The sequence below is a fragment of the Ohessyouella blattaphilus genome (assembly GCF_024721265.1).
GTDB classification, from domain to species: Bacteria; Bacillota; Clostridia; order Lachnospirales; family Lachnospiraceae; genus Aequitasia; species Aequitasia blattaphilus_A.
The window spans coordinates 1-23,397 of record NZ_JAMXOC010000020.1; the positions used below are offsets into that span (position 1 = coordinate 1).

24 protein-coding genes are annotated in these 23,397 nt (G+C 44.2%); 22 read left to right on the top strand and 2 right to left on the bottom strand.

Annotated features, from left to right (window positions below; translation table 11 throughout):
* Positions 1-263 precede the first annotated feature (263 nt).
* From NHH16_RS15735 to NHH16_RS11855, 14 genes are all read left to right on the top strand, one after another.
* Positions 264-464 (top strand): DUF3990 domain-containing protein, encoded by a 201-nt coding sequence (locus NHH16_RS15735; RefSeq protein WP_416389391.1) that lies wholly within the window; start codon positions 264-266, stop codon positions 462-464.
* On the top strand, positions 461-700 hold the full coding sequence (locus NHH16_RS11795) for a hypothetical protein (protein ID WP_262069808.1): 240 nt from the start codon (positions 461-463) through the stop codon (positions 698-700). The genes NHH16_RS15735 and NHH16_RS11795 overlap by 4 nt, the downstream gene beginning before the upstream one ends.
* A gap of 5 nt (positions 701-705) precedes the next feature.
* Positions 706-909, top strand: a complete 204-nt coding sequence (locus NHH16_RS11800) for a DUF3791 domain-containing protein (RefSeq protein WP_262069809.1) — start codon at positions 706-708, stop codon at positions 907-909.
* Between the two features lie 93 nt (positions 910-1,002).
* Positions 1,003-1,200: a hypothetical protein gene (locus NHH16_RS11805; protein WP_262069810.1), complete on the top strand. Its 198-nt coding sequence runs from the start codon at positions 1,003-1,005 to the stop codon at positions 1,198-1,200.
* A 122-nt stretch (positions 1,201-1,322) separates the two neighbouring features.
* Positions 1,323-1,865: a hydrolase gene (locus NHH16_RS11810; protein ID WP_262069811.1), complete on the top strand. Its 543-nt coding sequence runs from the start codon at positions 1,323-1,325 to the stop codon at positions 1,863-1,865.
* Between the two features lie 10 nt (positions 1,866-1,875).
* A complete protein-coding gene (locus NHH16_RS11815; protein WP_262069812.1) occupies positions 1,876-2,259 on the top strand; it encodes a VOC family protein in 384 nt (127 codons plus the stop codon).
* A 114-nt stretch (positions 2,260-2,373) separates the two neighbouring features.
* Positions 2,374-3,354 (top strand): aldo/keto reductase, encoded by a 981-nt coding sequence (locus NHH16_RS11820; RefSeq protein WP_262069813.1) that lies wholly within the window; start codon positions 2,374-2,376, stop codon positions 3,352-3,354.
* A gap of 11 nt (positions 3,355-3,365) precedes the next feature.
* Positions 3,366-4,955, top strand: a complete 1,590-nt coding sequence (locus NHH16_RS15665) for a response regulator transcription factor (RefSeq protein WP_262069814.1) — start codon at positions 3,366-3,368, stop codon at positions 4,953-4,955.
* The gene (locus NHH16_RS11830) at positions 4,952-6,745 is read left to right on the top strand and encodes a sensor histidine kinase (protein WP_262069815.1); all 1,794 of its coding nucleotides are present in this window, start codon (positions 4,952-4,954) and stop codon (positions 6,743-6,745) included. Before NHH16_RS15665 ends, NHH16_RS11830 begins: the two co-directional genes overlap by 4 nt.
* Positions 6,742-7,743: a substrate-binding domain-containing protein gene (locus NHH16_RS11835; RefSeq protein ID WP_262069816.1), complete on the top strand. Its 1,002-nt coding sequence runs from the start codon at positions 6,742-6,744 to the stop codon at positions 7,741-7,743. Before NHH16_RS11830 ends, NHH16_RS11835 begins: the two co-directional genes overlap by 4 nt.
* A 120-nt stretch (positions 7,744-7,863) precedes the next feature.
* Positions 7,864-8,850: an ABC transporter permease gene (locus NHH16_RS11840; protein ID WP_262069817.1), complete on the top strand. Its 987-nt coding sequence runs from the start codon at positions 7,864-7,866 to the stop codon at positions 8,848-8,850.
* A 20-nt stretch (positions 8,851-8,870) separates the two neighbouring features.
* Positions 8,871-10,367, top strand: coding sequence for a sugar ABC transporter ATP-binding protein (locus tag NHH16_RS11845; RefSeq protein WP_262069818.1), 1,497 nt, complete (start codon positions 8,871-8,873; stop codon positions 10,365-10,367).
* A 15-nt stretch (positions 10,368-10,382) separates the two neighbouring features.
* Complete coding sequence (locus NHH16_RS11850; RefSeq protein ID WP_262069819.1) at positions 10,383-11,384, top strand: ABC transporter permease; 1,002 nt, start codon at positions 10,383-10,385, stop codon at positions 11,382-11,384.
* A gap of 114 nt (positions 11,385-11,498) precedes the next feature.
* Complete coding sequence (locus NHH16_RS11855; RefSeq protein WP_416389392.1) at positions 11,499-12,563, top strand: substrate-binding domain-containing protein; 1,065 nt, start codon at positions 11,499-11,501, stop codon at positions 12,561-12,563.
* 81 nt (positions 12,564-12,644) lie between these two features.
* On the opposite strand, the gene NHH16_RS11860 is transcribed toward NHH16_RS11855, so the two are convergent.
* Positions 12,645-13,490 carry an AraC family transcriptional regulator gene (locus tag NHH16_RS11860; RefSeq protein ID WP_262069821.1) on the bottom strand — a complete coding sequence of 282 codons (846 nt, stop codon included), beginning with the start codon at positions 13,488-13,490 and terminating at the stop codon, positions 12,645-12,647.
* 118 nt (positions 13,491-13,608) lie between these two features.
* Here NHH16_RS11860 and NHH16_RS11865 point away from each other — a divergent pair, with 118 nt between their 5' ends.
* From NHH16_RS11865 to pfkB, 8 genes are all read left to right on the top strand, one after another.
* Positions 13,609-15,093: a rhamnulokinase gene (locus NHH16_RS11865; RefSeq protein ID WP_262069822.1), complete on the top strand. Its 1,485-nt coding sequence runs from the start codon at positions 13,609-13,611 to the stop codon at positions 15,091-15,093.
* Positions 15,094-15,112: 19 nt separating this feature from the next.
* Complete coding sequence (locus NHH16_RS11870; RefSeq protein WP_262069823.1) at positions 15,113-16,915, top strand: L-fucose isomerase; 1,803 nt, start codon at positions 15,113-15,115, stop codon at positions 16,913-16,915.
* A gap of 14 nt (positions 16,916-16,929) precedes the next feature.
* Positions 16,930-17,370 carry an RbsD/FucU family protein gene (locus NHH16_RS11875; RefSeq protein ID WP_262069824.1) on the top strand — a complete coding sequence of 147 codons (441 nt, stop codon included), beginning with the start codon at positions 16,930-16,932 and terminating at the stop codon, positions 17,368-17,370.
* A gap of 127 nt (positions 17,371-17,497) precedes the next feature.
* The gene (fba, locus tag NHH16_RS11880) at positions 17,498-18,349 is read left to right on the top strand and encodes a class II fructose-1,6-bisphosphate aldolase (protein WP_262069825.1); all 852 of its coding nucleotides are present in this window, start codon (positions 17,498-17,500) and stop codon (positions 18,347-18,349) included.
* Positions 18,349-19,341, top strand: a complete 993-nt coding sequence (locus NHH16_RS11885) for a LacI family DNA-binding transcriptional regulator (protein WP_262069826.1) — start codon at positions 18,349-18,351, stop codon at positions 19,339-19,341. The genes fba and NHH16_RS11885 overlap by 1 nt, the downstream gene beginning before the upstream one ends.
* An 8-nt stretch (positions 19,342-19,349) precedes the next feature.
* Positions 19,350-20,858: a xylulokinase gene (xylB, locus tag NHH16_RS11890; RefSeq protein WP_262069827.1), complete on the top strand. Its 1,509-nt coding sequence runs from the start codon at positions 19,350-19,352 to the stop codon at positions 20,856-20,858.
* A gap of 9 nt (positions 20,859-20,867) precedes the next feature.
* Complete coding sequence (locus NHH16_RS11895) at positions 20,868-21,914, top strand: galactitol-1-phosphate 5-dehydrogenase (RefSeq protein ID WP_262069828.1); 1,047 nt, start codon at positions 20,868-20,870, stop codon at positions 21,912-21,914.
* 11 nt (positions 21,915-21,925) lie between these two features.
* Entirely contained in the window at positions 21,926-22,858 is a 933-nt protein-coding gene (gene pfkB, locus NHH16_RS11900; protein WP_262069829.1) for a 1-phosphofructokinase, read from the top strand.
* On the opposite strand, the gene NHH16_RS11905 is transcribed toward pfkB, so the two are convergent.
* Positions 22,855-23,316 (bottom strand): Lrp/AsnC family transcriptional regulator, encoded by a 462-nt coding sequence (locus NHH16_RS11905; protein ID WP_262069830.1) that lies wholly within the window; start codon positions 23,314-23,316, stop codon positions 22,855-22,857. The two genes, pfkB and NHH16_RS11905, sit on opposite strands and share 4 nt — an antisense overlap.
* Positions 23,317-23,397 lie beyond the last annotated feature (81 nt).

A 23,397-nucleotide genomic window follows, 5' to 3' on the forward strand; every position in this document is an offset into this window, starting at 1 on the left:
AGTCTCGCACACTATTTTCAGATGCCCGTTTGGCATGCAGTAAAGCTTACATTTTGGGTGCTTCTAGGTTAATTATACGACAAACATATGAATTTGTTAAGGTGCAAAACAGAAGTTACTTCCGCAGATTTACTGCGGTTAGAGATTGCTGGAATTTAATTTTTCATTTAAGTGAACATGTAAGATATGAGCATTCACCCACGCCCATGCAAGTTTTATGGACGTGGTACTCTGCTTAACTTTATAGAAAAGAAATTCTTGGAATAAATCCTTATGATATTGTAATTGGACCAGTAGCAAACGACTCGACTTTACCAGTGATTGACGATTATATGAGTGGAATATATACAAAAGAAGAAGCTGTAAAGCGTCTCTTACCCCAGAATCTTACAGATCAATATGCATTTCTAACAGAAAGGGCAATTCGTATTCTGATTTTTGAAAGGAGTGAGATGATAAAATGAGAGTGCCGGCGAGAACAATGACTTTTTTTGACCTTGAGGTTATTAAATTAATTACTGAAAAGTATGGTTTGGAAGAAAAAGAGGCTATCACAGCATTTATTAAATCAAAAACGTACGATATGTTAAGTGATTCGACTTACGAAGTCTACGCAATGAGCCCTCGTATTGTATTTGATATGTGGGAGAGTGAAAAAGTTACTGGTGATCCGCGCAATTCACAGTATATAAGGGAGTGAAGATAATGAGTAAGCAGGCAGAGTTCTTTATATATCTCATAGAACGTTATGCAGAAGTAAAAAATAGAAATACGGCTGAGGTATTAGAGGAATGGGAAGCGCTTCATTTGCGAGATTTTATTTATGATATGTATGAGATATATCATGTAGAGAGACTTGAAAATGCTTTTGATGATATCGATAAGTTAATATCCGAGAAAAAACAATAGCTATTATCTTTGAACATTAAGTGATAGCAAGCAAAATAGCACAAAAAACGTCAGTGGTGAATATATTTTCGCCGCTGGCGTTTTTTGTGCCGTTTGGACAGTTGTTGGCAGGCCGATGAAAGGGTCAAAGACCGTCTAGGTATTATGGCGGCAAACGGCGTGGAAATCGTCGAACTCTCTCCCGAGACCTTCGCCGAGATGCGCCAACTATCTGCAGACTTGTATCAAAATATTACGGAGCAGTCGAGCCCCGAGTTAGTAAAACACTATGTGACTACTCTCGGCACTTGAAGAACCGAGGATTCCCGCTTGCTTTCCTAAATCAGTAGAATATTGGAAAAGTCTCCTAAAAAGAGCTATAATTGTGGCAGATGCTATTAAATGATTATAACTTTTTAAAGGAGACTTTTTATATGCGATATTTTAAAGAAGATACCATGGCAATACTTATTGACGTTCAGGAGCGATTAGTCCCGGTGATGGATCGTAAGGTGGAGACGGTAGCTGCAAGCGTGCGCTTAATCGAAGGACTTAGGATCCTAGGTGTACCAGTAGTGCCCTTTCGCCAATACCCTAAAGGGTTAGGAGATTATATCCCAGAGATTAAGGAAGCTCTCGGCAGCCATGAACCAAGTGACAAATTGACTTTTAGTGCCTATGGTAGTGAGGAGATTGCCGAGAGAATCGATTCCTACCAAAAGAAAAACGTTCTTATTTTTGGTATGGAAACCCATATTTGTGTGCAACAAACGGCTCTTGATCTGATTGCGAAGGGGTACAACGTGATGATTGTTACCGACTGCGTTACCTCGAGAAAGAAGGCCGATTCAGACATTGCTCTGCGGCGCTTAGAAGCAGAAGGCGCACTTCTGACAACGACGGAAAGTATTCTTTTTGAGCTTTTAAAAGAGGCGGGAAGCGAGAGTTTTAAACAGATTTCTCGGTTGATTAAGTAAAGAAGTGCTTATGAAAATCGAACATATAGCGATGTACGTAGAAGATTTAGAAAAAACGAAAGAGTTTTTTATTAAGTACTTTCAGGCCACAGCGAATGATGGGTATCATAACGAGAGCACAGGGTTTCGTTCTTACTTTTTAAGCTTTACCGAAGGCACCCGTTTAGAAATTATGAACAAGCCAGAAATGGAAGCGCCAGCGAAAACTCTTGTAAGAACAGGCTATATCCATTTGGCATTTAGCCTTGGGAGTAAGAAAAAAGTAGACGAGCTAACAAGTCTTTTAAAGAAGGACGGTTACCAGGTAATCAGTGGTCCTCGAACTACTGGCGACGGCTATTATGAAAGCTGTATTATCGGCATTGAAGACAATCAAATAGAGATTACGATTTAGGGAATGGCTTTTGCCATTCCTTTTTAAATTCTAATTGACAATCTAAATCATTGGAAGTATGATAGGTATCAAACAAAACCGAAACGTTTCGGTTTGGAAAAGGAGACACGTATTATGAAAATGATGAAACTAGGAAATGGGGAAGCAATTCCCGCAATCGGGATGGGTACTTTTGGGTCAGATCGCTTTACGCCGGCTCAGGTGGCAGCCGCGGTAGAAGGGGGCATTCGGGCGGGGTATCGCCTAATTGACTGCGCCTCGGTCTATGGAAACGAGAAAGAAATCGGTGAAGTAATTAGCAAGCTAATCGCTGAAGGCGTGGTAGAAAGAAAAGATTTATTTATCATGTCCAAAGTTTGGAATGACATGCACCGAGAAGTAAAAGTCGCTTGCCAAAAGTCTATCGAGGATTTACAATGTGGCTACCTAGATATGTATTTTATTCACTGGCCGTTTCCTAATTATCATGCACCAGGATGCGACGTGGAGGCGAGAAGTGCGGATTCGCAGCCTTTTAGCGAAAGCGAGTTTTGCGATACGTATCACCAAATTGAGGAGTTATGTCAGGAAGGCTTAGTGAAAAATATCGGCGTTTCCAATATGACGATTCCGAAGTTTGAGGGTGTCTTAAATAAACTGATGATTAAACCAGCCGCTCACGAGATGGAGCTTCACCCTTGCTTCCAGCAAGAGGAGTTATTTCAGTATACGAAAGCTCACGGGATGTTGCCAATTGCCTATATGCCGATGGGTTCGCCTAGGAGACCGGAGCGGGATATCGATCCGAATGATATTGCGGACCTTGAGCTCCCAGAAATTAAAGAGATTGCTAAAAACCACGGGATTCACCCAGCCAGTGTAGCACTTAAGTGGGCTGTAGGTAGAGGGCAGCTACCGATTCCTTTTTCTACCACGCCTCGCAATTATATCAGCAACCTTGCGTGCATCGAGGAAGATCCTTTAACCGAGGAAGAGATGCAAGTGATAGCGACCCTTGAAAAGGAGAATCGTCTGGTAAAAGGCCAGGTGTTCCTATGGGATGGAGCAAAAGATTGGCATGATTTGTGGGACGAGGATGGGGAAATCGTCCGCTAACGGAGGTTTGTGTGTATAAGATATTATTAGTCGACGACGAAATATTAGTTAGAGAAGCCATACGAGATAATGTGAAGTGGGCGGAGCTAGGCTTTGAGCTAGTGAAAGACTGTGAGAATGGAAAGGATGCGATTGCTTATTTGCAAGCGCATCCTGTTGATGTTGTCTTAACGGATATTTGTATGCCTTACGTGGATGGGATGGAGTTAAGTAAGTATCTCTACGAGGAGTATCCCCAGACAGCGATTATTATCTTTAGTGGTTACGATGATTTTGAGTATGCGAAGCAAGCGATTAAGTATCAGGTGTCAGAGTATATCTTAAAGCCGGTTACCGGTAGGGAACTGAAAGAAATCTTATTAAAAGTAAAAGAAAAGCTAGATAAGTCTCAGGAGCTTTCGAAAGCCTATAAGAATCACACCAAGAGTGAAAAAGTAATTGTGGCGAAGACTTTGACCAATCTGATTAAAGGAACCCAGCGGGTAGAAACGTGTCTCGAAGAGTTAAGGGAATGCGATCTGGCGATTAAAGGCAGTGCCTACCGGGTGGCGATTCTTGATATTGACGTGTATTCGGAACTATATGAGATTGACGAAGAGGCCAAGAAGGAAAGCGCGCTAATGGCTTTCGTAGCAAATAATATCGCTCGTGAGATTGTGGAAGCTCACAAAGCCGGCCTGGTTTTTCAAGATAACGATAACCGCAGCTATATTTTATTTTATACTAACCGAGTGAAAGAAGAGAAGAAAGAAGTCCAAGGAATTGCCAGGGAGATTCAGGAAAAGGTCTGGGAGACTACGGGGCTGACGATTTCCGTTGGCCTTGGTGAGTTTGTTACTTCTCTTGAAGAGCTAGACACCTCTTATGAAAGTGCCATAAAGAGTCTGACATATCGCTATATTAGAGGTGACGGGGTGATTTTCGACTGTGAGGAAGCGGACGCTCAGAAAAGTGCTGAGGACTTAGAAGATATTTTATCTGCCTTGATAGCGGAGATTCGGAAGGACTCTCAGGAGGGAGCCTTTCGAGTGCTTGACGAATTTAAATGCTGGATTCGTACAAACGATGTGGATAAAAACCAGGCTATTGCTTATCTTCATCAAGTTCACTACCGCATCTATGAAGGGGTGGTCGAGATTAATGATAATGCTAGATTAGAAGATGGCGATATTACGGCCGTCTTACGGGCTCGTACCCTTGATAAGGCAATTGAGCGCTTAAAGGAGTACACCCAGTACGCTCTCACCTCCGTAGCGTCTGTGGTTCAGTCCAGCAAGGAAAGGCAAGCTGGATTAGCCTTAGATTACATCCAGGCTCATTACGGGGATTCGGACATCACCCTCCAAAAGATGTGTGAGTATTTAAATATCAGTACCAGTCACTTTAGTACGATTTTCAAAGAGGAGACAGGGAAGACATTTCTTGAGGCGCTTAACGGCGTGCGCATGGAGAAGGCGAAGCAGTTATTGCGGGAGACAAGTCTTAAGAACTATCAGATTGCTGAAAAAGTTGGGTTTAGTGACCCCCATTATTTTAATATAGCTTTTAAAAAAATAGTAGGAATGACCCCGAAGCATTATGCTAAGGAGCATCGCCAATGAAAATCAATAATCTAAAGAAACATATTTTTCGAAAATTTAGAAGCACGCAAAGTACCATGATGGTGTCATTTTCACTCCTCATGGTGCTGGCCATGCTTATTTTTTTATTTATTGCACTACGCCACACTAGGGAAGTGGCTTTTGAGAATTCGGTGGAGGCAACCACGGCTATTACCAAGCAGGTAAACGATAATATCGATTCTTATATTGAGAGTATGGAAAATATTGCCGCGGTGGTAGCCAATGGGACCGAGCTCTCCATGTACCTGTTTAACGACGAGAAGTCGGATGTGGCGGAGACTACTAACAAAAACCGAATTATCTCTCAGTTTAATACCATTCGCGATAGTCGGGATGACATTTCGAATATTGCCGCGGTAGCAGATAACGGAAAATACTTGGTAAATGACGGTACCGATACCTTAAGCGATTACGTTAACATTAAGAATCAGCGGTGGTACCAGACCACCCTTTCTTCAAAAAGCGGACAAGTGGTTTCTTCTTCTCATGTGCAGAATGTGATTCCTAGTAGCTATAAATGGGTCATTACTTTAAGTAAAGCTCTAATCAATCATCAAACGGCTCAGCGGGAAGGCGTTTTTTTCGTCGATCTAAACTACGAGTCGATTAGCGACCTTTGTAGTCGGAACCGCCTAGGGAATAAAGGGTATGTCTTTATCTTGGACGAACTGGGAAATGTAGTGTATCACCCGAAAATGCAACTTATGTACGGTGGTCTTAAGACGGAGAATATTACAGGAATTATGGAAAGCGATCAGCCCTATTTGATTGACGACTCCGGTGAGGATAGTATTATTTATACCAAGTCGGTTTCCGATAAAACCGGCTGGAGTGTAGTCGGCGCCACCTATGCTTCTGATTTGTTAAAAAACGATACCCAGACCCAGATGATTTACTTTGTAGCGATGTTTCTATTATTAGCCGGCGTATTGCTAGTGTCTAGCTTTATTTCCAAAGAGATAACCAGGCCGATTCGCGATTTGAAAGACTCCATGGTACTGGTGGAAAAGGGACAGTTTTTGGAGGCGAGTGTGGAAGTTACGGCCAACAATGAACTGGGTTCGCTGACAAAGTCTTTTAACAGTATGACCCAGCAAATCCAGAATTTGATGGAAGAGAATATCCATGAGCAAAAGGAGAAAAGGCGAAGCGAAATGAAAGCCTTACAGGCTCAGATCAACCCCCACTTTCTCTATAACACCCTGGATTCGATTATCTGGATGTCTGAAGCCGGGGAAAATGAAGAAGTGGTTCTAATGACCTCGGCTCTTGCCAGGCTTTTTCGTCAGGCAATCAGCAATGACAAAGAGGAAGTGCCGATTAGGGAAGAGATTGCCTACGTTAAGAACTATTTGACCATTCAGAAGATGCGTTATAAGGACAAGATGGATTTTGATATGCGAATTGACCCCCGGATTGAGGGCATCCCGATTATTAAGTTTGCCATTCAGCCGCTAGTAGAGAATAGTATTTATCACGGTCTCAAGCTAAAAGAGGAAAAAGGTCAACTGCTTATTACCGGGGGCTTAGAAGGTGAAAATGCCTATCTTGAAGTAAGTGATAACGGTGTGGGCATGGATACCGAGACCTTAAATCATATTTTTGATGAGAAGAAGAATGACTATAAGCGTGGTGGCGTGGGCGTCAATAACGTACAGCGGCGTCTTCAGCTCTATTATGGTGCGGACTACGGTATTCACTACGAAAGCAAAGTAGGCATTGGGACGAAGGCGAGAATTACCATTCCGATTGAGAGGGAAAGTTTATGAGAAAAAAGAATAGAGCGAACTTAATCGGGATAGGAATTCTTTTGCTTGCATTAGTGACGATTTCTATCTATGTCTTTAGTGCCTATCGCAAGGAACAAGAAAGAGAACGGGAGTATCACTTTATCTTTATCCCGAAAACGTTAGATCCCCAGAACGGTTTTTGGAATTCTTTGATAGAAGGGGCGAAGCTTGGGGCCTCAGAGAACAATATAAAGATTACGATTATGGGGACTTACTCCGAAGGAGATGTGTCAGGTCAAATCGAAAAGGTAAAAGAAGCCATAGCTTTAGAGCCGGAAGCAATTATGATTGCTTCTACCAGTACAGTAGCCCTAACGCCTAGTTTAAAAGAAGCCCAGGCAGCCGGTATTCAGGTGGTACTGGTGGATTCCAAAATCGATGAGGACATTGGTGCTAGTGTAGTTTCGACGGATAACTATAAAGCGGGAGTTAGTCTTGGCGAGTATGCCAGACGTTTTTTAAATGGCGAGTCTCAAATAGGCATGGTGGGACATGTTCAGGGCGTTTCCACAGCCATTGACCGGGAAGCGGGCATGCGAGAAGGTCTTGGTGAGTATGAGGAGAATATTAAGGAAGTGGTCTTTTGCGATTCCTCCTATGAAAAAGCCTATAGCTTAACGGTAGAGATGATGAAGAAATATCCAGAAATCGACATGATTATGGGGATGAATGAATACTCGGCGGTGGGTGCGGCCAGGGCAATTAGGGATTTAGGACTTACCGAGCAAGTGAAGATGGTGGGATTTGATAATTCGATTGAAGAGATTCAGTTTCTCGAACAGAATATCTTTAGCGCGATTGTGATTCAAAAGCCGGTAAATATGGGGTATTTAGCGGTGGAGCAAGGCTTTCATGCAGTTCAAGGAAAGAAAATAGAAAGTTATATCGATTCAGGGAGCGTGCTGATTAATCAGAGCAATATGTATCTAGATGAGAACCAGCGGCTCTTGTATCCGGTAACTACCCAAGAGGATTAGTAAAAAGGTTAAAAAATTACGAAACGTAATTTTTTAACCTTTTTTTGTAGATAATTCAATTAAAAATTTCTAAAAACCTCTTTATACTTACGGTAGTTTAATGAATTGGAGGAATGGAAATTGGAAAAGTTGAAAAACAACACTTTTATCAAAAAGGTTGGCTTTAACCGGGTTGTTTTATTTCTGGTACTGCTATTAATGTACGGAATATTCGCCATTTTAAGCCCGACGTTTTTGAGCTATAACCGTATTTTAAGCGCTCTTAATTACGCCTACTTTCTAGGATTTTTGGCGCTAGGAGTTACTTTTGTCATCGCTACCGGAGGAATTGATTTCTCCATTGGTCCAGTGATGTTCTGCGCCGCGCTAATCAGCGGCTACCTTTTAACCCAGAACGGGCTGCCCCTAGTTCTCTGCTTGCTGATTTCGATTCTAGTTGGTACTTTATTCGGTTGCCTTAACGGCTATCTCGTAGCGTACTGGAACTTACCGTCGTTTATCACCTCGATGGCCAGCATGATGCTAGCCAAAGGTATCGGTTCCGTCTTTACGAAAACGCAGTCAGTTAGTTGGCCCCAAGCGGTTCAGGAAAATGGCGAGTTTAGAAAACTAGTAAAGATTATGACTAGCGATGGTACCCAGATTCCGACAGGTCTGCTAGTCCTGATTATCGCTTCTATTATTTGTGCCATTATCTTAAATAAGACAAAAGCCGGACGGTATATCCTTTGCATCGGTAGCAACAAAGAAGCCGTTCGCTTATCGGGCGTAAATGTTAAAAAATGGGAAATGCTGGCCTACGTAATCTGCGGTACCTTAGCGGGAATCGCCGCCATTATCTTTGTGGGTGCGTATTCCACCGTTCAACCAGGACTAGGAGACACCTACAACAACGAAGCAATCGCAGGTTGTGTGATGGGTGGTACCGCCATGAGTGGTGGTACGGCTTCCATTGGTGGCACTTTTCTCGGGGTCTTGATTATCGCCCTATTACAAGAAGGTATCTTAGCGATGGGCTTTCAGAAGGACTGGCAATACGTTATCACCGGGTTAATCGTCCTAGTGGCCGTCTATGCCAATGTTCGTAGCCATAGACGGAAGAATTAATAAAGAGGAAGGTGGAAATCATGGGAGAAGTAATTTTGACAATGAAAGGTATTGATAAATCCTTCCCGGGAGTACATGCTCTTGATCACGTTGACTTGGAAGTGAGAAAGGGAGAAGTACATGCCCTAATGGGTGAAAACGGTGCAGGAAAATCTACCTTGATGAAGGTTTTGACAGGAATTTATAAAAAAGATGAAGGAACGATTACCTACGAAGGTAAAGACGTGGAATTCACAAGCCCTAAAGAAGCGCAAGAAGCCGGTGTTATGATTGTGCATCAGGAGCTAAATATGCTTAGCCATCTAACCGTGGCTCAGAATATCTTTATCGGCCGGGAGAAGATGAGTGGCAAGCTAATTAACGATGCCAGCATGAATAAGGCGGCAAAAGAATTGTTCGCTAAGCTTAATATCGAGATTGACCCGACGGAACAGATGGGCAACCTAACGGTTGGTAAACAGCAGATGTGTGAGATCGCTAAGGCGATTTCTCATGAATCGAAGGTTTTGGTCTTTGACGAACCGACGGCAGCGTTAACGGAATCAGAGATTGAAGAATTATTTAAGATTATCCGGGACCTTCGGGAAAAACAACTAGGTATCGTCTATATTTCTCACCGGATGGATGAGATTAAGATGATCACAGACCGGGTAACGGTTATGCGTGATGGTGGCTACGTAGGGACTCTCGATACCGAGACCAGTACGAAAGAAGACATCATCAACATGATGGTGGGCCGGGTTATCTATGAAGAACCAAAGACCAAAAGCAATGTACCAGCGGATGCGCCTGTGGTCTTAGAAGTGAAAAATTTAAATGCCGGGAAAATGGTAAAGGATGTTAGTTTCCAGCTTCATAAAGGAGAAATTCTTGGCTTTTCTGGTTTGATGGGAGCAGGTAGAACCGAGACTGCACGGGCGATTTTTGGTGCTGATCCGATCGATAGCGGTGAGATTATCATCGGTGGCAAAACCGTTCATATCAAAAGTCCGGCCGATGCGGTTGCTAACGGAATTGGTTATCTATCGGAGGATAGAAAACGCTTTGGGATTGCGGTAGAGAAGACGGTAGCCGAGAACTCGACGATGGCTTCCCTTAATCATTTTATGAAAGGGATTTTTATCGACAAGAAGAAAGAAGCCCAGGTGGCTGAAAAGTACGTCGAGCAGTTAAAGACGAAAACACCTTCCGTTGAACAGCTAGTAGTCAATCTTTCTGGAGGTAATCAGCAAAAGGTGGTTATCGCCAAGTGGTTAGTTAGAGACTGTGAGATTTTGATTTTTGACGAGCCTACAAGAGGTATCGATGTAGGAGCCAAAAGTGAAATATATCAATTGATGAACGAATTGGTTAAAATGGGCAAATCCATTATCATGATTTCCTCGGAAATGACCGAAATACTTAGAATGAGCGATCGCGTAATCGTTATGTGTGAAGGTAGAAAAACAGGCGAAATGGCTATTGAAGAAGTATCACAAGAGGCTATTATGCATTGCGCGACAAAAAGAGAAGGGTAAGGGGGAGAAAGAAAAATGGAGAAGAATGTGAAAAAGGGAAATGCCTTTACCAATAATCCGATTGTTAAGATGATCGGTACCCAGAAGATCGTAGTCCTTGGCGTAATTATTTTACTAGCTGCTTTTTTCAGCGTGCTAAGTCCAGCTTTTCGTCAGTACTCGACGGTGGTTAGTATTTTTGATTATTCCTATTACGTTAGTTTGATGGCCGTTGGCGTGACGTTTGCCCTTATTACCGGCGGCGTTGACCTTTCCATCGGTACGGGTACCATTGCCGCTGGCTTGGTTGGTGGCTACGTGGTTGGTCACTATGATTTACCGGTTGCTGTGGGCATGCTAGTATGTATCGCCTTTGGTTTGTTCCTAGGAATCTTTAACGCCGTTACGGTAGCGATTCTCGGGTTGCCACCTTTTATCGCTACTCTAGGATCGATGATGGTCGCTCGTGGACTGGGCTCGATTATGGCTGGTGCTAGCAGTATTACTTGGCCCCAAGCGGGAACGCCAAATGGGTGGTTCCGTAGTATTTTCAAAATAAATGTGGGCGGGAAGATGATTCCGATTGGTTTTCTAATCGTTATCGCCGTCGTTATCATCATGTCGATTGTCTTAAATAAAACCAGACCAGGACGCTATATCATCGCCATTGGTAGCAATAAAGAAGCAACTAGACTATCAGGAATCAATGTTGTGAAATGGCATTCGCTAGCGTATTTAATATCCGGATTTTTCACCGGTCTTGCAGCCATCGCCTATGCGGCCACGTTTCAAGCGGTAGTGCCGGGAACGGGAGCGGGACTTGAGTTAGATGCGATTGCTGGAGCCATTATCGGCGGAACATCAATGACCGGTGGTGCGGGAACAGTGGGCGGTACTCTACTAGGAGTATTCGTTATGTCTCTTCTTAAAACAGGACTACCCTTTATCGGGTTGCAGGCTAACTGGCAACAGATTATTACCGGTATCGTCTTATTGATTGCCGTCTTCGTTGATATTTTAAAAAATGCTAAAAAGTAGGATATTAATTTCACAGTAGTTGTGAATTAATAAATAAAAATTCATCCATAGGGAGGAAGAAAGATGAAAAGAAGAGTAATTAGTGCATTGTTATGTGTAGTACTTGTAGGATCCATGTTAGTAGGATGCGGTTCTAAAAAAGAGGAATCGACAAGCGATGGAGGCGACTCGTCTGCTAGTAATGGCGGGGAAAAGATTGAGATCGTTTCTAAAGGATTCCAGCATCAATACTGGCAAGCAGTGAAAAAAGGTGCGGATCAAAAAGCGGAAGAACTTGGGGTTACTATCAACTTTGTTGGACCTAACTCTGAATCAGACATCGCTGACCAGGTACAGATGTTCCAAAGTGCGATTAATCAAAAACCAGCCGCTCTTGGACTGGCCGCTCTTGACACAGACGCTTTATTAGATGCGATCTCTCAGGCACAAGCAGCTGGAATTCCGATTATCGGCTTTGACTCTGGTGTTCCAGGGGCACCTGAAGGCGCAATTTTAGCAAATGCTTCTACAGATAACTACGTAGCTGGTGAATTAGCAGCTGAAGAAGGTTATAAAGCTGCTCTTGGCGACAGAATTAAAAATGCCGATGGTCCAGTAAGAGTTGGGGTTATGGCTCAAGACGCTACCGCTGAGTCAATCATTAATCGTGGACTTGGTTTTATCGATAAGTTAAAAGAATTAGTAGAAGCTGATGGCAAAACCATCTCTATCACAGGAAACGAAAAATACGTTGGTGATTCAGCTATCGATGATAAGAAGAGCGAAGATGGCGACGTTATCGTAGAAGTTGTAGTACCTTCTCAAGTAACAAACGAATTATCAGCTGTTGACTGCCAAACTCTGTTAAACAAAAAAGACATTATCTGTATCTACGGCTCTAACCAACATTCAGGTGAAGCTATGATTACCGGAAATGCTAACTTAGACAAGTTCGGCGAAGGCGATGATAAAGTAATCGGTATTGCTTTCGACTCTGGTGAAAACATTAAAAAGGCTGTAAAAGATAAAGTATTTATCGGTGCCGTTACTCAGGCTCCAGTAGCAATGGGTGAAGCATTAGTAGACCTTTGCGTAAAAGCCGCTAGAGGCGAATCAGTTTCTGATGTGGATACCGGTTGCCAATGGTATACATCAGACAACATGGACTCAGAAGAGATCTCTCAAAACCTATACGATTAATCGGTTGTCGGTTGGGAAGGTCGTTTTATTTAAATGGGGAGGTCGTTTTTTGAAAAAACGACCTCCCCATTTGTTCATCTGTCATTTTAGATACTGCTTCGGGGTGACCCCTTTGTATTTCTTGAAGGTTTTGATGAAGTAGCTTAAGTCGTTGAAGCCGCTATTAAAGGCGATTTCCGTAATCGAATCATCGGTAGTGAGAATTTTATAGCAGGCTCGTTCAATCCGGTAATAGTTCAGATAGTCAATGGGGGTGCGCCCAGCCATATCTTGAAAGAAGCGACAGAAGTATTTGGGTGACATATGCACAGTATCAGCAATCTCCTGTAAGGTTAGTGGCGACTGGTATGAGGTCTCGATATACTCAAGAGCCGTCTTTAATTGGAGAATCCGGCGCTGAGAATGGACGCCCTTATTTTGAACGGGACTAAAATACTGATTGGCGAAAATGGTTCCAAAAAAAAGATAAAGAGAGCCTTCCACAATCATTTGATAGCCTGGTTTCTTTGAAGCAATGGCATCAAAAAGCGTCCAAGTGATATCATGAATATCTTTATATGAAGGATCAAAGATATGGCGAAGGTCCAGTTCGTGATTATGAATGCTTTTAATCAACTGCTTGAAAGAATCGTTGCGGCTAATCAGCATATTTATATCAAAAACGATGCATTCGTAGATACAATCACGGGGCGTACCTTCATGAAGGAGACCTGAGGGCACAAAGACTACCGAACCTTCGCCCACTTCGATGGTTGTTTCCTCAAGGGTTAGAGAAAAGGTATTCTTTAATACCCGAATAAGTTCATACTCCATATGCCAGTGAAGAGCCATGTGATATTGGGGGTGTCTAGGGGTGACGTGATGGTAGTCGATGGGAAAATCCGCCGTTCCCCGGGTTCGGCGCTCCAAATAGTTTAAATGTTGCATAAAACCTCCGAAAGTGAATATTGTTATAGTTTTTACTATTATAACACAAGTAAGAGCAGATAGGGAATGCTACACTCTAAGTGATGATCATTGTGAAAATAGGATAAGGAGGTAGCAAGTGGGAAAGAGTAAAAATCAAGTTTTGGCTTTTGACTTTGGGGCATCCAGTGGACGGGCGATTATCGGCTATCTAGAAGACGGCAAAATCAAAATGGAAGAAGTGTATCGCTTTTCCAACGACCCGGTAACCGTTGGGAAAACCATGTACTGGGATACTTTAAGACAATTTTTTGAAATTAAGCAGGGAATGCTTAAGGCTAAGCAAAAGGGTGGCTTTAAAAGTCTAGGAATCGATACTTGGGGTGTGGATTTTGGTCTGCTTGATGAGCACGGCGTGCTCTTAGAGAACGCCATTCACTACCGTGATGACCGGACGCTAGGCATGCAAGAAGAGGTCTTTAAGGTGCTACCAAAAGATAGAGTTTACAACCTAAGCGGTAACCAGTTCGAAAACTTTAATACGATTTTTCAAGTGTATGCCCTTGTCAAAAAGAGACCATGGCTTCTGGAGCGCGCAGAGACCCTGCTCCTAACACCGGATCTTTTTAACTATTTTTTAACAGGTGAAAAGAAGGCAGAGTACACCATGGCAACGACCACTCAGCTGATGGATGCCAAGAATAGATGTTGGTCGCAAGAGATTCTTGAGGCCTTAGAGATTCCCGAAAAGCTATTGGCAGAAATCGTGCCTAGCGGTACTACGGTTGGCGAATTATCCGAAGATATCTGCGAGGAACTGGGACTTGAAAAAGCGAAAGTCATCTCTGTTGCCAGTCACGATACCCAGAGTGCCGTGGTAGCAGTACCTACTCAGAAGGAAGATTTTCTCTTTATTAGCTGTGGTACTTGGAGCCTATTTGGCACCGAGCTTAAAGAGCCGATTATTAACGAGGATTCTTTAAAATACAACGTTAGTAACGAAGGCGGTTATGGTAACACGACCACCCTGCTTAAAAACATTATCGGCTTGTGGCTCGTGCAAGAAAGCCGGCGCCAGTGGATGCGAGAAGGGGTCGAGTACGGCTTTGGTGAGTTAGAACAGCTAGCGACAAAAGCCAAGCCCTTTGTTAGCTTTATCGATCCCGATGCCCCAGAATTCAATACTGCCGGAAACATTCCCAAACGGATTCGCCAGTTTTGTGCTCGCACCGGTCAAGCTATCCCCGAGACAGTGGGTGATGTGGTGTGCTGTATTAATCAGAGCTTGGCTCTTAAATATCGCTATACCTTGGAGCAGATAGAGGCCTGCACCAAAAAGACGTATCCCGAAATCCATATGATTGGTGGCGGCATTCAGAGTAAACTGCTGTGTCAAATGACCGCTAGTGCCAATAATAAAAAAGTGATTGCCGGGCCAGTGGAAGCAACAGCGCTAGGAAACATTGCGGTGCAATTGATGGCTCTTGGAGAAATCGAAAATCTACAAAAGGCCAGAGAGATTATCCGGGCGTCCGAGGACACCAAAGAATATCGTCCAGAAAATGGGGAAGATTGGGAAGAAGCCTATCAGAAGTTTAAACAAATAATTATAAAAGAAGCGTAAAAAGAAGGAGGAAGTTAAAATGGCAAAGTCAAGATTAGTTGGTGATTACCCGGTAATCGGTATCAGACCAACAATTGATGCAAGAAGAGGTGCACTTAAGGTAAGAGAAGGTCTAGAAGAGCAGACCATGAACATGGCAAAATCGGTAAAAGCCTTATACGAAAAGACTTTAAAATATTCAAACGGTGAGCCGGTAAAGGTAGTGATCGCTGACACAACCATTGGCCGAGTAGGTGAAACTGCCGCTTGTGCTGACAAATTCAGAAAAGAAGGCGTAGATATCACCGTAACGGTAACACCTTGTTGGTGCTATGGCTCGGAAACGATGGACGCCGATCCGCTGACGATTAAAGCGGTATGGGGCTTTAACGGAACCGAAAGACCAGGAGCTGTGTACCTTGCTTCTGTCTTAGCGACTCACGCCCAAAAAGGCTTACCAGCCTTTGGTATCTATGGCCACGACGTACAAGAAGCTGACGATACCGAAATCCCTGCAGATGTTATGGAAAAGCTCCTGCGCTTTGGTCGGGCATCCGTTGCCGCAGCGACCATGAGAGGAAAATCTTACTTACAAATCGGTTCTATCTGTATGGGAATTGGTGGTTCGATTATCGATCCAGCTTTTATTGAGGAATACTTAGGCATGCGGGTAGAGTCTGTTGATGAGGTGGAAATCATTCGCCGAATGACGGAAGGTATCTACGACGAGGAAGAATTTCAGAAAGCTCTTAAGTGGACGAAGGAAAAGTGCATAGAAGGCTTTGATAAAAACCCTGAAGAACTACAAAGAACCAGAGATCAAAAAGATGAGGACTGGGAATTTGTCGTAAAAATGATGTGCATCATCAAAGACTTGATGAACGGCAATCAAAATCTACCAGAGGGTTGTGAAGAAGAACGAGTAGGTCACAACGCTTTAGCTGCTGGTTTCCAGGGCCAAAGACAATGGACGGATTTCTATCCTAACTGCGATTACCCAGAAGCGCTACTAAACACTTCTTTTGACTGGACAGGCGCTAGAGAGCCTTATATCCTGGCTACAGAAAACGACGTGTTAAACGGTCTTGGTATGATGTTTGGTAAGCTCCTAACCAATACGGCCCAGATTTTTGCCGATGTGCGTACTTATTGGAGCCCAGAAGCCGTTAGTAAAGCCACGGGCTATCAATTAGAAGGAAAAGCGAAAGAAGCTGGTGGAATGATCCACTTAATCAACTCTGGTGCTGCTTGCTTAGATGCGAATGGTCAGGCCAAAGACGCAAACGGAAATAACGTGATCAAGCCTTGGTATGATGTAACACCAGAAGATCAGGATGCGATTCTTAACGCCACTACTTGGAACCCTGCCGATAATGGCTACTTTAGAGGAGCTGGTTACTCATCTAGATTCGTAACAGAAGCAGAGATGCCAGTAACGATGATGAGACTGAATCTCGTAAAAGGTCTTGGACCGGTGGTTCAGATCGCGGAAGGTTGGACGGTGAAACTTCCGGATGAAGTAACTGATAAACTATGGAAACGCACAGACTACACTTGGCCTTGTACTTGGTTTGCGCCAAGAGTAACAGGTAAGGGTTATTTCAAAACCGCCTATGACGTAATGGATAACTGGGGAGCTAATCACGGTGCTATAAGCTACGGCCACATCGGCGCTGATTTAATTACCTTCTGCTCTATGCTTCGCATTCCTGTAAATATGCACAATGTGGAGGAAGATACCATCTTTAGACCAGCGGCTTGGACAGCCTTTGGTTCGGATAAAGAAGGCCAAGACTACAGAGCGTGCCAGGCCTACGGACCACTTTACAAAACCATTCGCTAAGGAGGCTTGAAATCATGTTAAAAGGAATACCACAGATACTGTCTCCCGAGCTTTTAAAAGTCCTGTGTGAAATGGGACATAGCGATCGCCTCGTAATTGCCGATGGCAACTTCCCTGCGGAAAGTATGGGAAAAGATGCCATTGTCATCCGCATGGATGGTCACGGCGTACCCGAGATACTAGATGCAATTCTAAAGGTTTTCCCCTTAGATACGTACGTCGATCATCCAGTAAGCTTGATGGAAGTGATGAAAGGCGATACGGTGGAAACACCGATCTGGGATGAATATAAGGAGATCGTTACAAAGAACGATAGCCGCGGGGATGCCTGTATCGGTAATATCGAACGCTTCAAGTTTTATGATGAATCAAAGACAGCTTATGCCATTATCGCCACTAGTGAAAAAGCACTGTATGCCAACATCATGTTACAAAAAGGCGTGGTGGTTGAATAAGTTATGCAAAAAAAGACCTGCGGGTCTTTTTTTGTGTCCTTAAAGAATTGACAAGAGCCCTTAGAAGGAGTACTATATAAGCAAAACCGAAACGTTTCGGTTAATCAAACAAACGGAGGAAGAATTTATGCCATTAGTAACGTCAAAGGAAATGCTTTTAGAGGCTCAGAAGGGTGGATATGCGGTTGGTGCATTTAATGTGGAGAATATGGAGATGGTGCTAGCAGTTATTGCTGCAGCAGAAGAGGCGAAAGCTCCCGTTATGCTTCAGACCACACCTTCTACGGTGAAATACGCATCACTAGATATGTACGTAGCGATGGTAAAAGCAAGAGCAGCGAAGGCGACAGTACCAGTTTGCATTCACCTAGATCACGGAACGGATTTTGAACTGGCGGCAGCAGCGATAGAAGCTGGTTATACCTCGGTAATGATCGATGGGTCTCATGATTCTTTTGAAGACAATATTAGTAAGACTAAGGCAGTGGTAGACGAAGCTCAGGCAAAAGGAATTCCCGTGGAAGCAGAGCTTGGTAAAGTGGGCGGCAAAGAAGATGATCTAGTATCTGAGGGAAATGCGAACACCGATCCTCAGGAGGCAAAGGAATTTGTAGAGCGTACCGGCGTGGATTCATTGGCGATTGGCATTGGTACCGCTCACGGTTTTTACGTAGGTGAACCAGTACTAGATAAAGAGCTCGTTTCAAAGGTTAAGGAAGTAGTCTCCATTCCCTTAGTGTTACACGGGGCGTCAGGACTTAGCGATAGCGACGTGAGCGAATGTGTACGTAGAGGGATGTGTAAGGTGAACTTTGCGACAGAACTGCGAGTGGCGTATACGGATGCGATGAAGAAGCTAGCAAAAGAAGCACCAGATACTTTTGATCCTAAGAAATATGGTACGGTAAGTATGGAAGCGGTAAAAGAACTGGTTAAGAATCGTATGAATGTCTGCGGCTGTGTGGGAAAGGCAAAATAATGTCAGCAACGATGAAGGATTTAGCCAAGGAAACCGGTCTTGGTCTAGCGACTATTTCTTCTTATTTTAACGGGGGAAACGTTAGAGAGAAAAACAGAGAAAAGATTGAGGCGGCCATCAAGAAGCTAGATTTTGAAATTAATGAAGTAGCTAGAGGTCTAAAGACAAATCACACCAAGTTGATTGGGGTAGTGATTCCCGAGCTAGAAATGATATATTGTGCCCAGATTATTACGGAAGTAGAAGATATCCTTAGAAACTACGGTTATGCTACCATTGTCTGTGATTGTCGTTCTGATGTTAAGCGGGAAGAAGAGGCGCTAGATTTTCATTTTCACCGCCGGGTAGATGGTCTGATTATTATGCCTACGTCAAGAAGTGGTGAAGGATTAAAGCGCTTTATCGATCATAATAAGCCGGTGGTGGTGATTGATCGCAAGCTTCCGGATGTGGATTGCGACTGTGTCCTGGTGGATAATGAGAAGGCGGTAAAAGACGGTGTCAGTAGGTTGATTAAAGCTAAGCACCAAAAAATCGGCTTGATTGCCGGCCCAAAGGATGTCTATACGTCTGATGAACGGATTAAAGGTTATCGGCGAGCCCTAGAAGAGCACGGACTGGAAGTAGACGAAACCTTGATTTCCAGAGGGGATTACACAATTGGCGGTGGAGCCAAAGCGGTAGCAAGTCTCTTAGACAGCAGGCCGGATATGAGCGCTCTCTTTGTTTCTAACTATGAGATGACGGTGGGGGCCATGATTGAGTTAAACGAACGAGGGGTGCGGATCCCTGAGGAGCTAGCTTTTATCGGCTACGATAACAAAGAATTCGCTTATGCCAGCAATCCTCGTCTCTCGATTGTGGCTCAGCCAACGAAGGTGATTGGCAAGATAGTCGCTCAACAGATGCTAGAACGTCTTGGGGGTGATAGTAAGAAGCCAGGCGGGATATGGAAACTAGAAGCAGAGTATATTGAAGGAAAGTCGATTTAGAGGTGTTTATGAAAAAATATTTATTAGGAATCGATATTGGGACAAGTGCTTGTAAGGTGGCGATTTTTGATAAGGCGGGAACGCTAATTGAAAGCGGTGCTGGCGACTACCCAGTCTATTATCCTAAGGAGGGTTGGGCCGAGCAAAACCCTGATGAATGGTGGGTAGCGGTTTGCCAAGCGACGAAAGAGCTCTTTAAAAAGTGTGATATTAGGCCAGAGGAGATTGCAGGTATTGGGGTGGACGGCCAAAGCTGGTCGGCGATTCCAATAAGTGCTGCTGGTGAAGTACTTTGTAACACTCCTATATGGATGGATACAAGAGCCGATAAAATCTGCGAGGAAGTAAAGAAAAAGGTACCTGAGGAAGAGATTTTTGCCGTCTGCGGAAACCCTTTCGTACCTTCTTATACAACGCCCAAAATCCTTTGGTATAAAGAAGCGCGCCCAGAGCTTTACGCTCAGATTGATAAGGTGCTACAGTCCAATAGCTTTATCGTTTTTAAGCTCACAGACCAGTATTCCCAGGACATGTCTCAGGGATATGGACTTCACTGCTTTGATATGCGAAAAGGAACTTGGGATGCGCAGATGTGTGAAAAATTAGGAATTCCCTTATCCTTTTTACCAGAGATCTATCCTTGCCACCAAGTGGTAGGAACCGTTACGGAAAAGGCAGCAAAAGAGACCGGACTAGCGCTAGGAACGCCCGTAGTGGCAGGTGGCCTAGATGCCTGTTGCGGAACCCTAGGGGCCGGGGTGATTCACGAAGGTGAGACCCAGGAACAAGGGGGGCAAGCGGGTGGTATGAGCATCTGTATCGATGAGTACCATGCCGATGAACGCTTGATCCTCAGTTATCACGTAGTTCCCGATAAGTGGCTCTTACAAGGCGGCACCACCGGCGGCGGCGGTGTTATGCGCTGGCTTCACCGGGAATTTGGTAAATACGAAGACCTAAGAAAAGACGAGCTAGGAAAAGGTGCGTTGGTGCAGTTTAATGATTTGGCTGAGGTGGTACCACCAGGAAGTGAAGGGCTAATCTTTCTTCCTTATATGGCAGGCGAGCGTTCGCCTCTTTGGGACCCGAGGGCCAAAGGGATTTTCTACGGTCTAGATTTTTCCAAAACGAAGGGGCATTTTATTAGAGCAGCTATGGAAGGGGTGGCATTTTCTCTACGCCACAACTTAGAAGTAGCCAAGGAAGCCGGTGTTTCTGTAAAGGTTATGAAAGCTATCGGCGGCTCCGCAAACTCCCTTTTGTGGACTCAGATTAAGGCCGATATTACCGGTAAGCCGATTGTGGTGCCGTATTCTGATGCGGCTACGACTCTCGGTGCTTGTATTCTCGCCGGCGTTGGCGTAGGGCTATATGAAAGCTTCGAGGAAGCGGTAGCTTTGACTGTTAGGGAGACTAGGTCTCACGAGCCTAACCTAGATAATAAAGAGATTTACGACGAAAACTTTGCTAAGTACTTAGCGATTTATCAAAACTTAAAGACAGTGATGGATGATTAGGAGGTGCCCATGAAAGCGGCAGTAGTGGTAGCAAATGAAGATGTAAGATATCAAGATGTGGATGAGGTAAGTGCAGGTCCTGGTGAAGTGAAGGTAAAAGTGAAAATGTCGGGCATTTGTGGCTCAGACATCCCGAGAGTTCTTCATAATGGGGTGCATTTTTATCCTATCGTCTTAGGACATGAATTCTCCGGTGACGTAGTCGAAGTTGGGGAAGGAGTAGAACGGGTTAAAGTCGGTGATAGAGTCTCCGGTGCACCCCTCGTTCCTTGCATGAAGTGCGCAGATTGTCAAAAAGGCAATTATTCCCTTTGCAAACACTATACGTTTATTGGCTCCAGGATCCAAGGAAGCAACGCCGATTACGTGGTGATTCCTGAAAGCAATGCGGTAGTTTTCGATCCTTCCATTCCCTACGAGCAAGGCGCCATGTTTGAGCCTTCTACTGTAGCCCTTCACGGTGTGCTCTGCAACGATTATGCAGGGGGTGAGTACGTGGCAGTGCTAGGCGGGGGGACCATCGGCATGTTTACCATGCAGTGGGCCAAAATCTTCGGTTCAAAGAAAGTGGTGGTCTTTGATATTAGCGACGAGCGCTTAGAACTAGCCAAGCGACTAGGAGCTGACGCGGTGGTAAATACCCTGAAAGATAATTATCTGGAAGAGGCGAAAGCCCTAACAGGCGGTGCCGGTTATGGCTACGTCTTTGAAACAGCGGGACAACCGGTAACGATGCAGATGGCATTTGAGTTGGCTGGGAATAAAGCTCATGTTTGTTTTATCGGAACGCCTCATGTGGATTTAAGCTTTACGCCCCAGATGTGGGAGAATATGAACCGGAAAGAATTCAAATTAACAGGGTCTTGGATGAGCTACTCAGCGCCTTTCCCTGGTAAAGAATGGGAGCTTACCGCTCACTACTTTAAGACCGGTCAACTCAAATTTGATCCAGGCTTTATCTATAAAAAAATGCCTATGAGCAAGGCTCAGGAAGCGTTCCAGTTGTTTAAAACCCCAGGTTTAGTACAAGGCAAAATATTACTATATAATGAGTAGGAGTAGGGCAAATGATTGTTACAGTTACATTAAATGCGGCCATCGATAAGCGCTACGTAGTGAGCGAGTTTGAGGAAGGCGAAGTGAACCGAGTTAGTACCTGTGAATACACTCCTGGCGGCAAGGGGCTTAATGTATCGAAGCCTTTAAAGATTCTTGGGGCAGAGCTCTTAGCCACCGGTCTTGTAGGCGGCTTTGCGGGACAGTATCTTGCAGCAGAAGTCACTAAGCTAGGGATTGCCAATAAGTTCTTTCAGATAGCCGATGAAAGTCGCTCTTGTATTAATATCTGGGATGAAAAAAAGAAGACACAAACGGAGTTCTTAGAGCCCGGTGTGGCCGTTTCCGAGGAAGAACAAGAAGCCTTTTTAAAGGAATTTGCCGAGACGATTAAGGAAGCTAGGGTGGTGACCATCTCTGGCAGTGTACCCAAAGGAATCCCTCTTGACTATTACAACCGGATGATTGACATCGTAAAGACTCAAGGAAAGCAAGTGATTTTAGATACCAGTAGTCCCTTGCTAGATGAGGGTATAAAGGCGAAGCCGACGATGATTAAGCCGAATATCGACGAGATTCGCTCACTTACTGGGCGTCCTTGTGATAACCTGGACGAAATTATGGAAGCCGCGAGGGGTCTTCAGCAAACAGGCATCCCCGTGGTGGTCGTATCTCTAGGCGGTGAAGGGGCGATTATGGCCTGTGAAGATGGTCTCTACCAGGCGTTGGTGCCAAAGGTGGAAGCGGTTAATACGGTTGGTTGTGGTGACGCGATGATTGCTGGTTTTGCGTATGCTTTTGACCAAGGCTATTCGCCAGCGGAAGCCCTAAGAATGGCCAGTTCGGTTTCTACGGCATCGGCCATGTACGATAAGACAGGCTTTTTTAAACCAGAAGATCAACAGAAGCTATTCAAAGAAATCGAAATAAAAAAAAGGGGTTAATCCCCTTTTTTTTCATGTGAAAAGAAATCTCCATGTTCAATTGGTGTGGAAAAAGAGATAACCGTCTTTGTTCGCCCAAAGCGCTGGAGCAAACCGGTAAAGTTATCTAACTCCTCCGTATCTCGAAAGAAGGCTTGAATAAGCATGGAGTACTCGCCGGTAACAGAATCACAGGAGATGACATTGGGAATGTCTCTAATCAGGTCGTAGAATTCCTGCTTTTCTCCGGGCGCAACTTCTAGGTTGATAAAAGCTTTTAAGGCAAAGCCAAAAGCGTGAGGATTGATACGGGCTTGGTAGCCGCTGATAATCCCATTTTTCTCTAAACGCTCAATTCTCGTAGCGGTAGCCGGTGCGGATAAAAAGACCGCTTTGGCGATTTCTTTAACCGGTGCCCGGCCATCTCGGTAAAGGATGGCGAGAATCTTCTTATCGATATCATCTATTTTGTGTGGCATAGCAAATGTCCCCCAATGACTTTTCTACTCTCGAGTATAGCATAATCTCCCTTTAAAACAATTAATTATTGAAAGTAGATT

What these genes read in the sequence shown, in the direction of transcription:
- NHH16_RS11815 (WP_262069812.1), top strand. Translation starts at nt 1,876, where the DNA reads ATGAAAATCGAACATATAGCGATGTACGTAGAAGATTTAGAAAAAACG.
- pfkB (WP_262069829.1), top strand. Translation starts at nt 21,926, where the DNA reads ATGATTGTTACAGTTACATTAAATGCGGCCATCGATAAGCGCTACGTA.
- NHH16_RS11855 (WP_416389392.1), top strand. Translation starts at nt 11,499, where the DNA reads ATGTTAGTAGGATGCGGTTCTAAAAAAGAGGAATCGACAAGCGATGGA.
- NHH16_RS11875 (WP_262069824.1), top strand. Translation starts at nt 16,930, where the DNA reads ATGTTAAAAGGAATACCACAGATACTGTCTCCCGAGCTTTTAAAAGTC.
- NHH16_RS11885 (WP_262069826.1), top strand. Translation starts at nt 18,349, where the DNA reads ATGTCAGCAACGATGAAGGATTTAGCCAAGGAAACCGGTCTTGGTCTA.
- NHH16_RS11810 (WP_262069811.1), top strand. Translation starts at nt 1,323, where the DNA reads ATGCGATATTTTAAAGAAGATACCATGGCAATACTTATTGACGTTCAG.
- fba (WP_262069825.1), top strand. Translation starts at nt 17,498, where the DNA reads ATGCCATTAGTAACGTCAAAGGAAATGCTTTTAGAGGCTCAGAAGGGT.
- NHH16_RS11820 (WP_262069813.1), top strand. Translation starts at nt 2,374, where the DNA reads ATGAAAATGATGAAACTAGGAAATGGGGAAGCAATTCCCGCAATCGGG.
- xylB (WP_262069827.1), top strand. Translation starts at nt 19,350, where the DNA reads ATGAAAAAATATTTATTAGGAATCGATATTGGGACAAGTGCTTGTAAG.
- NHH16_RS11850 (WP_262069819.1), top strand. Translation starts at nt 10,383, where the DNA reads ATGGAGAAGAATGTGAAAAAGGGAAATGCCTTTACCAATAATCCGATT.
- NHH16_RS11895 (WP_262069828.1), top strand. Translation starts at nt 20,868, where the DNA reads ATGAAAGCGGCAGTAGTGGTAGCAAATGAAGATGTAAGATATCAAGAT.
- NHH16_RS11800 (WP_262069809.1), top strand. Translation starts at nt 706, where the DNA reads ATGAGTAAGCAGGCAGAGTTCTTTATATATCTCATAGAACGTTATGCA.
- NHH16_RS11905 (WP_262069830.1), bottom strand. Translation starts at nt 23,316, where the DNA reads ATGCCACACAAAATAGATGATATCGATAAGAAGATTCTCGCCATCCTT.
- NHH16_RS11795 (WP_262069808.1), top strand. Translation starts at nt 461, where the DNA reads ATGAGAGTGCCGGCGAGAACAATGACTTTTTTTGACCTTGAGGTTATT.
- NHH16_RS11835 (WP_262069816.1), top strand. Translation starts at nt 6,742, where the DNA reads ATGAGAAAAAAGAATAGAGCGAACTTAATCGGGATAGGAATTCTTTTG.
- NHH16_RS11830 (WP_262069815.1), top strand. Translation starts at nt 4,952, where the DNA reads ATGAAAATCAATAATCTAAAGAAACATATTTTTCGAAAATTTAGAAGC.
- NHH16_RS11845 (WP_262069818.1), top strand. Translation starts at nt 8,871, where the DNA reads ATGGGAGAAGTAATTTTGACAATGAAAGGTATTGATAAATCCTTCCCG.
- NHH16_RS11860 (WP_262069821.1), bottom strand. Translation starts at nt 13,490, where the DNA reads ATGCAACATTTAAACTATTTGGAGCGCCGAACCCGGGGAACGGCGGAT.
- NHH16_RS11870 (WP_262069823.1), top strand. Translation starts at nt 15,113, where the DNA reads ATGGCAAAGTCAAGATTAGTTGGTGATTACCCGGTAATCGGTATCAGA.